The organism is Tenacibaculum tangerinum (assembly GCF_029853675.1).
GTDB classification, from domain to species: Bacteria; Bacteroidota; Bacteroidia; order Flavobacteriales; family Flavobacteriaceae; genus Polaribacter; species Polaribacter tangerinum_A.
In genome coordinates, this window is the sequence record NZ_CP122539.1 from 3,445,171 (window position 1) to 3,455,721 (window position 10,551).

Consider the following 10,551-nt stretch of genomic DNA (forward strand, 5'->3'; position numbering starts at 1 on the left):
AAAACTGAGGGTTGTAGTATCTTGCAATGTTTTAGAAAATGTAGAGAATTTGAAAGCATTTTAAAAGTGAGTTTTATCGAGTGTAAAATTCACTTTTTTGACGAAAATAAATACTAATATTTTAAAAGAAAATATATGGCAGATGGCGAAAAGTTGATCCCTATCAACATTGAAGAGCAAATGAAGTCGGCATACATTGATTACTCAATGTCGGTAATAGTATCGAGAGCGTTACCAGATGTAAGAGACGGTTTAAAACCAGTACATAGAAGAGTTTTATATGGAATGCATGAATTAGGAATTAAAGCTACTGGTGCCTATAAAAAATCTGCAAGAGTTGTAGGGGAAGTATTAGGTAAGTATCACCCACATGGAGATACATCTGTGTACGACTCTATGGTGCGTATGGCACAAGATTGGAGTATGCGTTATATGATGGTTGACGGACAAGGAAACTTTGGTTCGGTAGACGGTGATAGCCCCGCAGCAATGCGTTATACAGAGGTGCGCATGCAGAAAATATCAGAAGAAATGTTGTCTGATATTGAAAAGGATACCGTAGATCATAAGTTGAATTTTGATGATACACTACAAGAACCAACCGTTCTACCAACACGTATTCCTAACTTATTAGTTAACGGAGCATCAGGAATTGCAGTGGGTATGGCAACAAACATGGCGCCACATAACTTAACTGAAGTTGTTAATGGTACTGTTGCCTATATCGATAATCGTGATATTGAAATTGATGAGCTAATGCAGCACATCAAAGCACCTGATTTTCCTACTGGAGGAATTATTTATGGATACGATGGTGTAAGAGATGCTTTTCATACAGGTAGAGGACGTATTGTAATGCGTGCTAAAGCTACTATTGAAGAAGTGAAGGGACGTGAGTGTATTATAGTAACTGAGATTCCTTACCAAGTAAATAAAGCAGAAATGATTAAGAAAACTGCCGACTTGGTTAATGAAAAGAAATTAGAGGGTATTGCAAGTATTCGTGATGAATCTGATCGTAAAGGAATGCGTATCGTATATGTATTAAAGCGTGATGCAATTCCTAATATTGTATTGAATAAACTGTTTAAGTATACCCAACTACAAACATCGTTTAGTGTAAACAATATTGCACTAGTAAATGGGCGTCCTGAACAGCTAAATTTAAAGCAATTAATACATCATTTCGTAGCACACAGACACGAAGTAATTGTTCGCAGAACAGAGTTTGAATTAAAGAAAGCAGAAGCTCGTGCACATATCTTAGAGGGATTGATTATCGCCTCAGATAACATTGATGAAGTAATTGCTATTATAAGAGGTTCTGAGAACGCTGATGAGGCTCGTGAAAAATTGATGGAACGTTTTGAATTAACAGAACTTCAAGCACGTGCTATTGTTGAAATGCGTTTACGTCAGTTAACAGGACTAGAGCAAGATAAGTTACGTGCAGAGTATGATGAAATCATTAAAACTATTGCCGATTTAAAAGATATCCTTGCTAATGAACCGAGACGTTACCAAATTATTAAAGATGAGTTACTGCACATCAAAGAGAAGTATGGAGATGAGCGCCGATCAGTAATTGAATATGCAGGAGGAGATATGCGTATTGAAGATATGATACCAAACTCTGAAGTAGTAGTAACTATCTCGCATGCGGGTTATGTAAAGCGTACCAACTTAGATGAGTACAAGGTTCAAAATAGAGGAGGACGTGGACAAAAAGGAGCAACTACCCGCAACGAAGATTTCTTAGAGCACCTATTTGTAGGTACAAACCACCAGTATATGTTATTCTTTACTCAAAAAGGAAAAGTATTTTGGATGCGTGTGTACGAAGTTCCCGAAGGAGGAAAGAATACCAAAGGAAGAGCCATACAGAATTTAATCAATATCGAGCAAGATGATAAGGTAAAAGCATTCTTAGTAACAGGTGATTTGAAGGATGAAGATTACATTAACAATCACTATGTAATTATGGCTACAAAACGAGGTCAGGTTAAAAAAACACCTTTAGAACAATATTCTCGTCCAAGAGCTAATGGAATCAATGCCATTACAATTAAAGAAGGAGATGAGCTGTTAGAAGCTAAATTAACTACTGGTGATAGCCAAGTAATGTTAGCACTTAAATCAGGAAAAGCAATTCGTTTCGAAGAAGAAAAAACACGACCTATGGGTAGAACGGCATCTGGGGTTCGTGGTATCACCTTAGGTCATGATAACGATGAGGTAATAGGCATGGTTGCTGTAAATGATTCAGAAAGCGATATCTTGGTAGTTTCTGAAAAGGGATATGGAAAACGCTCAAGTTTAGACGATTATCGTATTACTAACCGTGGAGGTAAAGGTGTTAAAACATTGAATATTTCAGAAAAAACAGGTAACTTAGTTGCTATTAAAAATGTCGATGATTCTAACGACTTGATGATTATAAATAAATCAGGTTTAACCATAAGAATGGCAGTAGAAGACTTAAGAGTAATGGGTAGAGCAACCCAAGGAGTTAAGTTAATTAATATTAAAGATAATGATGATATTGCTGCAGTAGCAAAAGTTATGCATGAAAGAGACGAAGATGAAAATGGCACGGAAATTGAAAATGATACGAACGAAAGTCAAGAACAACAATAAATAAATCATAACTAAAAATGAAAAAACAAATCTTAGCCCTTTCTTTAGGATTAATGTCGCTAGGGGCAATGGCTCAAAAGTCGGAACTTAAACTTGCAGAGAAGGCCATAAAAAAACAAGAGTTTACTACAGCATTAAGCACTCTTAATTCAATTGAGAGTTCTGTATTGGCGAGTGGTGAAGATAAATATAAGTCTAAATTTTACTTCTTAAAAGGTAAAGCGTTGGCAGCTCAAAAAAAGTATGAAGAGGCAGGAAAGTCATTCAATACTTTGTTGGCAATGAAAGGAAATAAGTATGTAAATGAAGCACAACCTATTTTGAATCAAATGATTCAAGAGGTTTCACAAAAGGCAATTGACTTGTATAACAAAAATAAAGATTATCAAAAAGCGGCAGATAATTTTTATTTAACTTATGTCTTAAGTCCAAAAGATACTTCTTATGCTTACAATGCAGCCATTTCTGCAACTCAAGCGAAAGACTACGATAAGGCGATTGGATATTATAGAGAATTACAAGAAGTAGGTTATACAGGAATTGAAAAACAATACGTGGCAACTGATAAAGCTACTGGTAAATTAGAAAATTTTGGTAACGACAAAGCCAGAAGAGACTTAATGGTAAAATCAGGGAGTTATGTAAAGCCAGAAATTAAAACTACAGAATCTAAAACAGCTACCATAGTTAAAAACATAGCGTTAATTTTAAAAGAACAAGGAAAAACTGACGAAGCTATTGCAGCTTTTAAAGAAGCTCGCAAATCAGATCCGAAAGACTTAAATTTGATTTTAAATGAAGCTCAGTTGTATGTTGAAATGGATGAAATGGATAAGTTTGGAGAATTAATGAGCGAAGCTGTAGCATTAGATCCTGAAAACGCTTCGTTATACTATAACTTAGGTGTAGTAAACTTTAATCAAGGAAGAATGGATGATGCTAAAAAGTACTACACGAAAGCGATTGAGTTGAAACCTGATTATGCAGATGCGTATATGAATTTAGCAGTGGTGGTTTTAAACCAAGAAAAAGCGATTGTAGACGAAATGAATAAAAACTTATCAAACTTTAAAAAGTACGATGAGTTAGCAGCCAAGCAAAAAGAAGTATACAGAGAAGCAATACCATTTTTAGAGAAAGCAGATAGTTTAAATAGAAATGTAGATACTGTAAAAACGTTAATGAATTTATACGAAGTATTAGAAAATTCTGAAAAAGCTTCTGAATACAGAGAATTATACAACTCGATGAAATAAGCAATTATTCAGTTATAAAAAAAACCGAAACTTTCAAAGTTTCGGTTTTTTTTGTTATAAAATTAAAGCAGTTTTGGCTAAACCAAACGTTTAATAACTCTAAGTTTATGGGTGTGTTGTTGTGTATCGACATTGTAAATACCGCTATGGTCTAGTTTATCAATTCTAACTTTTCCGTGAGCATGTATAATGTTGTAGTCATTCATAATAATTCCGACATGCGTAATAACTCCCTCCTCATTATCAAAAAAGGCCAAATCGCCAGGTTCACTTTCTTCTATAAAGCTTAATACTTCACCCTGAGAGGCTTGTTGTTTCGCATCGCGAAGTAAGTTGTATCCACATAGTTTATACACAGTTTGGGTAAAACCAGAGCAATCAATACCAAAAGGAGATTTCCCTCCCCATAAGTAAGGAGCATTTAAGAATAAAAAGGCAGTTTCTATAATGGCAGATTTCTTTAATTTACTAGCATACACTTTACCATCATAGAAAAAATTACTGTTATTAATAGTTATTTTGTTGTGTTTAAAAAAAGGAAGACGAGCTCCCATAGGAATTGTGGTTAGATTGTTATGATTGTCGGTAATAAAATCAATTAACTCACCTGCATAATGCTTTTTCTCTTTTGATAAAAGTATATGCGCTTCCTCTGAAATTTCCTCGTATTGTTTGTTATCTATGTATCCTTCATAGCCATCAAAAGCTAAACGGATTTTACTCCATTTTTTAGATTTCTCTATAACCTCGAAGTGTTCACCAAAAATAACTTGATTCACCATTTCTGAAGTATCAGAAGGAGTTAGTCGAAGAGGAACAATACTTAAATTACAAATTCCAAAGTGCATCTTTGTTAACTAGTTTTTTTAAAAACAATTACACTCTTTCAATTACCATGGCACTTGCACCACCACCACCGTTACATATTCCAGCAGCACCAATTTTAGCGTTGTTCTGTTTTAAAATTGAAGTTAAAGCAATGATAATTCTAGCACCAGAAACCCCTAATGGATGTCCTAATGAAACCGCGCCACCATTGACATTTACTTTATCGGCAGACAATCCTAAGATTTTCATATTTGCCAATCCGACTACAGAAAACGCTTCGTTTAACTCAAAATAATCAACCTCATCAATAGCAACTCCAGCTTTCGCTAAGGCTTTTGGTAATGCTTTAGCAGGAGCTGTTGTAAACCACTTTGGTTCATGAGCAGCATCTGCATAACCTCTAATTTTAGCCAAAGGAGTCAATCCTAATTCAGCAGCTTTTTCTGCAGACATTAATACCAAGGCAGCTCCTCCGTCATTTATAGTAGAGGCATTCGCAGCGGTAACAGTTCCTTCCTTTGTAAAGGCAGGGCGTAAAGCTGGAATTTTCTCCATTTTTACATTCTTATACTCTTCATCTTCAGAAAAAATAATAGGCTCACCACGGCGTTGAGGTATTTTAACAGGTACAACTTCATCTGCAAATTTACCTTCGCTCCAAGCTTTTGAAGAGCGGTTATATGATTCGATAGCAAACGCATCTTGATCTTCTCTAGAGAACTCATATGTTACAGCACACTCATCAGCACAAACACCCATAGCTACTTGCTCGTAAGCATCTACCAATCCGTCTTTTTGCATTCCATCTTCCATTTTAACTGGTCCGAATTTAGTACCTGTTCTAGCATGTTGGTAATGAGGAATCATACTCATGTTTTCCATACCACCCGCTACAACGATTTCGGCATCACCCAAAGCAATAGTTTGTGCAGCTAACATAATAGCTTTCATTCCTGACGAACAAACTTTGTTTACCGTAGTACAAGGCACAGTATCTGGTATTCCTGCAAAAATAGCAGCTTGTCGTGCTGGTGCTTGACCTAAACCTGCTGAAACTACATTTCCCATAAAAACCTCCTCAACCATTGCTGGTTTTAAGTTAATTTTTTCTAAAGCACCTTTGATGGCTACAGCACCTAATTTTGGTGCAGGTGTAGTTGATAATGTTCCTAAAAAACTACCTATTGGAGTTCTTGCAACCGATACTATTACTACTTCTTTCATGTGTTACTATTTGTTAAATTTTATTAGTCCCAATAAACTACAAAATACGATCAAAACACCAAAGCTGTTTAGTGTTTTGCATATACTTTGTTATAACAGGTCTCATATATTGGGTAAATTGTGTTACGATTTGTTTTGCGAAAATAACCATTTTATAATAAGTACTCAAATAATAGATAAAGGTTATATTTACATTTTATAAATATTAAAAATGAACGATTTTATCAACAAACTGTATAAGAATAATACGATAATTTATAAAGCACTATTGTTTTTAATTACAGTAACTGCAATTGTATATCTATTTCCGAAAGGAGGACAGTTTAAGTACGATTTTCCACAAGGAAAACCTTGGCAGTATGATAATTTATATGCTCCTTTCGATTTTGCGATACAAAAAACTCCAGAAGAGCTTGCTGAAGAAAAAAAAGAATTAGAATCGAGTTCAAAAAAATACTTTGTTGTAGATACGTCGGTAAAGCCAGATGTTACCACTTCGTTTGTAAATGAAGTTACTAATTTAGACTCTTTATCAACAAGTGCTGTAAGAGATATCATAAAAAAAGGAGAAACACTTATTAATAAGATATACTTGTATGGTTTTTTAGATGATGTAAGTAACAAAAAAGCAAAAAAAGGAGAGGTAATTATACTGAGAAAAGGCAATTCGATAGATGATGTTCCATTTTCAAAGCTATTACAGTCGAAAGATATTTTAAGTTTTTTAAGAGCCAATACGAAAGAACTCGAGTATTACAAACAACGCTTGCTGGTAAACTACCTGTCTAGTAACATTCGCCCTAATGTTACCTACGATAATGAGTATAGCGAGAAAGAGTTAAACGAGCGCCTACAAAGCATTTCTTATGCGAAAGGAAAGGTTTCGAAAGGAGAACTAATTATTTTGAAAGGAGATATTGTAGAAGGAAAAAAATACAATGTTTTAAAATCGTATGAAGTAGCTTCAAGTTCTAGAATTTGGACAAAGTCTAATTATAATTGGATTGTTTTTGGATATACTATTTTAGTCTCATTAGCTTTACTAATGCTATTGCTGTTTTTACAGAAATATCGATTTGAGATATTTAATGACAATAATAAAGTAACGTTTATTTTCTTCAATGTTTTTTTGATGATTTTGGTACAAACCATGGTAGTAAAATACAATTCAGACTACTTATATGTTGTACCATTAAGTATTTTGCCAATTGTACTCAAAGCGTTTTTTAATGCACGATTAGGCCTGTTTACGCATGTACTTACAGTACTATTATTGGGATTTATCGTACCCAATAGTTTTGAGTTTATTTACCTACATATCATTGCTGGAATAGTAACGATACTTTCAGTATCTGAATTGTATAAACGAGCCAGCTTGTTTATATCTATTGGGCAAATTACGCTTATTTATATGGTAACTTATTTTGCTTTCTCTATTTTAAAAGAAGGAAATGCAGATAAGATAAATTGGATGTATTTTGGATTATTTGCAGCTAATGGTCTGTTGTCGTTTCTAGCAGTATTTTTTATCTACTTTTACGAGAAACTCTTCGGATTGGTGTCTGATGTAACTTTGCTAGAACTTTCTAATACAAATTCAAAATTGTTAAGAGATTTAAACGAAAAAGCACCAGGAACTTTTCAACATTCTATGCAAGTAGCTAATTTGGCAGAAGCCGCAGCCAATGAAATAGGAGCAAATTCAATGTTGGTACGAACAGGAGCATTGTATCATGATATTGGTAAAATGATAAATCCTATGTATTTTACCGAAAATCAATCTACAGGGGTAAACCCGCATAACGATTTATTGCCCGTAGATAGTGCACGTATTATTTTAGATCATGTAATTAACGGAATTGAATTAGCCAAAAAGAACAAATTACCAGATAGAATCATTGATTTTATTCGTACACACCATGGAACAAGCGTAACATATTATTTTTATATGTTAGAAAAAGAAAACAATCCAGATGTTGATATACGTAAATTTCAATATCAAGGACCTATTCCTTTTTCAAAAGAAACGGCTATTTTAATGATGTGTGATGCGTCGGAAGCAGCTTCTAAGAGTTTAAAAAATCCAACGGCACAATCAATAGACATGCTAATTGATAAAATTGTAGACAAGCAAAAGAATGAAAACCAATTTATAAATTCAGATATTACTTTTAGAGAGATAGAGAAAATTAAAAAAATTATTAAGAATAAGTTGATGAATATCTATCACTTACGAGTTGAGTATCCAGAATAGATGTTTTTTTTAGTAAAAAAGTTTGTAGAAACGTATATATAGTTATACATTTGCACTCGCAATTTTTAGTTCATGCTTCGGTAAGAATTAAGGAGAGGTGGCAGAGTGGTAATGCAGCAGCCTGCTAAGCTGTCATCCTTCGGGATGCCCGGGTTCGAATCCCGGTCTCTCCGCAAAAATTGTTTATAACACCATTCAAGGTGTAGTCTCTCAACTTTGTTCGAGATAAACTACACTACGAGTAAACCATTTTCGGGGTGTAGCGTAGCCCGGTCATCGCGCCTGCTTTGGGAGCAGGAGGTCGCAGGTTCGAATCCTGCCACCCCGACACAATGGTCGCGTAGCTCAGCTGGATAGAGCATCTGCCTTCTAAGCAGACGGTCACAGGTTCGAATCCTGTCGCGATCACATAAAGCCTTACTTGAAATAGTAAGGCTTTTTTGTTTTTGTAGGTTTTTGGTGCGTGCAGTTTGTGATTATTTGGGGGCAATCCCAAAAGTTGTAGTTGGGCAAAAAATTGTGATACTCTAAAAAGAGGTATTCAGTAAAATTCAATAGTTTGATTACCAACTCAAAAATTACGATTACTTCGAATCATAAATAAAGACATTAAATTTTGTTTTCAAACCGATAGTTAAGTAAAAGCCTACGTTCGTCAAATCTTACAGTTGCATTAACCATTAATTAAGTACTTTTATCTACGATTATTTACCTTTAATCACACAATAAGGGGATAAGCTGAATTGTTCATTCAGTTGAACGTTTGGTTTTTCTATGACTCTCATTATATACCTTATATACCGAGGGAAAAATGAGAGTCTTTTTTTTACAAGCTGTTTGTAATAGGTTTTATATTCTCAACAATAGGAGAACTTTTTTAACTACTCTAGAAGTATTTATGTAGAAGGTTGTTTTTGATAATTCAATAAGATAAAAGCGTATGGAATAATTCAGAAAAAAATAACGCATATTAAACCATGATAAATTTTATACAAAATGAGTAAGAGCGTTAGAATATTATCATCTGTTATTTTGATAATTAATGTTCAAGAAATAACTAATCTTAGTTTTTTATTAGACTGTAGTTTTAGTCGTTTTTGAATAAATCAATTAGCCCTTTAAGTTTTCTTCTAGAAATAGGCAAGGAGCTATCGTCATCCATAATACATTTGGCTCCGTCAGCCTTGTCAATTGATTTGATATAATTTAAATTAACAATATAGCTTTTGTGTATTCTATAAAAGGAATTTCTTTCAAGAACTTCCTCGTACGAGCCTATGTTTAAGGAGGCTATAATATTACTATTATTAGAAAGGTAAAAAGTGGTGTAGCTTCTTTCGGATTTTAAGTATATCAATTCATGAAATTTAATGAAATCAATTCTATTTGAACTTGAAACGGCAATAAATTTAATATCATGAGAATTTCTTAGCCCATGTGCAGTTGAAGCAACTTGCTCTGGTAAAGTAATTTTATTCTCAATAATATCTTGATTCAACTTGCTTTCTACCCTTTTCAAATCACTAATAGAAAATGGTTTAAGAAGGTAATCTACGGTATTGTACTGAAATGTTTTTATAGCATATTCATGATAGGCAGTTACAAACACTACTTTTACTTCGTCGTAATTTTTTTTCTCTAAAATTTCAAAAGAAGTTCTATCTCCAAGCAGTATGTCAAGAAAGATAACTCTGGGCTGCTTTTCGTTGATAATAGCAATACCATCTTCAACGTCTAAAGCAGTGCCAACAATTTCTATTGTACTACAATATAATTCGATAAAGTGTTTTAAAAGGTTAACACTTTTTATTTGATCATCAACTATTACTGCGGTTATTTTTTGCATATCACGATAAAACTAATAATCCTCCAAAGCAAAAAGAGTTACAAAATTAAATAAATTACTATACTCCTTTATTTGTATATAGCTTTTTATTTTAGAGCCCACTAAGATAAGACATTTATTTTACCTTTGATGCATTGTGATTTGAAAGAAGAAATTATAAAGTTTAGCAGAGCTAAATCTCGTGTAAACAAGTAATTCATAGTGTTGAGATGTCTCATCGTTCATACTTCACGCTATCAAGATGAAATGGTGTTGATTTTAAGTAAACTCAATTTGATTTTGTATTCCGAACTCACGCTAAATTATCTTATTTAGTTCTGTTGAATCTTACGATAACCTGTATAGAAATACAGGGCAAAAAATCTTTTCTTTTAATTATTTGGATTTCATATAAAAATTAAAAATACTACTATAATGTGTTGGCTATGTTAACTCCTAATTCTTTCTATAGAAAACTACTCCAATTCACGTCTCATTTACAATACATCAGTTGCTAGTAGTTTAAA

6 protein-coding genes and 3 tRNA genes are annotated in these 10,551 nt (G+C 33.6%); 6 read left to right on the top strand and 3 right to left on the bottom strand.

Annotated elements, in window-relative coordinates; all coding sequences use genetic code 11:
• Positions 1 to 135 precede the first annotated feature (135 nt).
• Both gyrA and P8625_RS15615 read left to right on the top strand, forming a co-directional pair.
• A complete protein-coding gene (gene gyrA, locus P8625_RS15610; RefSeq protein ID WP_279651348.1) occupies positions 136 to 2,637 on the top strand; it encodes a DNA gyrase subunit A in 2,502 nt (833 codons plus the stop codon).
• A 17-nt stretch (positions 2,638 to 2,654) separates the two neighbouring features.
• Complete coding sequence (locus tag P8625_RS15615) at positions 2,655 to 3,893, top strand: tetratricopeptide repeat protein (RefSeq protein WP_279651349.1); 1,239 nt, start codon at positions 2,655 to 2,657, stop codon at positions 3,891 to 3,893.
• A 77-nt stretch (positions 3,894 to 3,970) separates the two neighbouring features.
• Here the strand turns inward: P8625_RS15615 and P8625_RS15620 are convergent, their stop codons facing one another.
• Together P8625_RS15620 and P8625_RS15625 are read right to left on the bottom strand one after the other, a co-directional pair.
• Positions 3,971 to 4,741 carry a C40 family peptidase gene (locus tag P8625_RS15620; protein WP_279651350.1) on the bottom strand — a complete coding sequence of 257 codons (771 nt, stop codon included), beginning with the start codon at positions 4,739 to 4,741 and terminating at the stop codon, positions 3,971 to 3,973.
• A 28-nt stretch (positions 4,742 to 4,769) separates the two neighbouring features.
• Positions 4,770 to 5,945, bottom strand: coding sequence for an acetyl-CoA C-acyltransferase (locus P8625_RS15625; protein WP_279651351.1), 1,176 nt, complete (start codon positions 5,943 to 5,945; stop codon positions 4,770 to 4,772).
• A 211-nt stretch (positions 5,946 to 6,156) separates the two neighbouring features.
• On the opposite strand from P8625_RS15625, the gene P8625_RS15630 reads away from it, so the two are divergent.
• The 4 genes from P8625_RS15630 (at position 6,157) to P8625_RS15645 (ending at position 8,607) form a co-directional block, all read left to right on the top strand.
• Positions 6,157 to 8,199, top strand: a complete 2,043-nt coding sequence (locus tag P8625_RS15630; protein WP_279651352.1) for an HD family phosphohydrolase — start codon at positions 6,157 to 6,159, stop codon at positions 8,197 to 8,199.
• A 91-nt stretch (positions 8,200 to 8,290) separates the two neighbouring features.
• A tRNA-Ser gene (locus P8625_RS15635) sits at positions 8,291 to 8,372 on the top strand.
• An 80-nt stretch (positions 8,373 to 8,452) separates the two neighbouring features.
• Positions 8,453 to 8,527: transfer RNA gene (locus P8625_RS15640), tRNA-Pro, on the top strand.
• A 6-nt stretch (positions 8,528 to 8,533) separates the two neighbouring features.
• Positions 8,534 to 8,607, top strand: a tRNA-Arg gene (locus P8625_RS15645).
• Between the two features lie 679 nt (positions 8,608 to 9,286).
• Here P8625_RS15645 and P8625_RS15650 read toward each other — a convergent pair.
• Entirely contained in the window at positions 9,287 to 10,045 is a 759-nt protein-coding gene (locus tag P8625_RS15650) for a LytR/AlgR family response regulator transcription factor (RefSeq protein WP_279651353.1), read from the bottom strand.
• Positions 10,046 to 10,551: the final 506 nt, after the last annotated feature.

What these genes read in the sequence shown, in the direction of transcription:
- gyrA (WP_279651348.1), top strand. Translation starts at nt 136, where the DNA reads ATGGCAGATGGCGAAAAGTTGATCCCTATCAACATTGAAGAGCAAATG.
- P8625_RS15615 (WP_279651349.1), top strand. Translation starts at nt 2,655, where the DNA reads ATGAAAAAACAAATCTTAGCCCTTTCTTTAGGATTAATGTCGCTAGGG.
- P8625_RS15620 (WP_279651350.1), bottom strand. Translation starts at nt 4,741, where the DNA reads ATGCACTTTGGAATTTGTAATTTAAGTATTGTTCCTCTTCGACTAACT.
- P8625_RS15625 (WP_279651351.1), bottom strand. Translation starts at nt 5,945, where the DNA reads ATGAAAGAAGTAGTAATAGTATCGGTTGCAAGAACTCCAATAGGTAGT.
- P8625_RS15630 (WP_279651352.1), top strand. Translation starts at nt 6,157, where the DNA reads ATGAACGATTTTATCAACAAACTGTATAAGAATAATACGATAATTTAT.
- P8625_RS15650 (WP_279651353.1), bottom strand. Translation starts at nt 10,045, where the DNA reads ATGCAAAAAATAACCGCAGTAATAGTTGATGATCAAATAAAAAGTGTT.